Source organism: Eubacterium sp. AF22-8LB, from assembly GCF_003458715.1.
In the GTDB taxonomy this organism is placed as follows: domain Bacteria; phylum Bacillota_I; class Bacilli_A; order Erysipelotrichales; family Erysipelotrichaceae; genus Holdemanella.
Window position 1 is genome coordinate 23,677 of record NZ_QRVI01000029.1, and the last position, 378, is coordinate 24,054.

Consider the following 378-nt stretch of genomic DNA (forward strand, 5'->3'; position numbering starts at 1 on the left):
TCCCGTTCTTCAGGATTCCACTAAATTTTATATGATTGTTAAACAACGTAAGTGGCATTGTGATGAGTGTAATTTATATATGAATGATTCATTTCCTTTTTTGGATAGATATGCTCATTCTACAACCATCACTCCATTTCTTATTCTAAATGAATTTAAACACCTGGATCAAAGTACTGCAGCTATTGCCGAAAGATTCAATATTTCTGACACTCTCGCTCATATCTTATTTGGAAGGTATGTGGATCTTCCTAGACTTCCTCTTCCAGAATATATGTCAATTGATGAAGTATACTTGAACATCAGTAATTCTCAAAAGTATGCATTTGTCATTATGGATTTTTCAAATGGTGAAATTGTGGATATTGTGCACAATCG

Annotated in this window: 1 pseudogene; it reads left to right on the forward strand. The window is 33.1% G+C overall.

Annotation, left to right across the window (positions count from 1 at the left end):
* Positions 1-31 precede the first annotated feature (31 nt).
* Positions 32-378, forward strand: a pseudogene (locus tag DWY01_RS11695) (ISL3 family transposase); the annotation flags it as partial.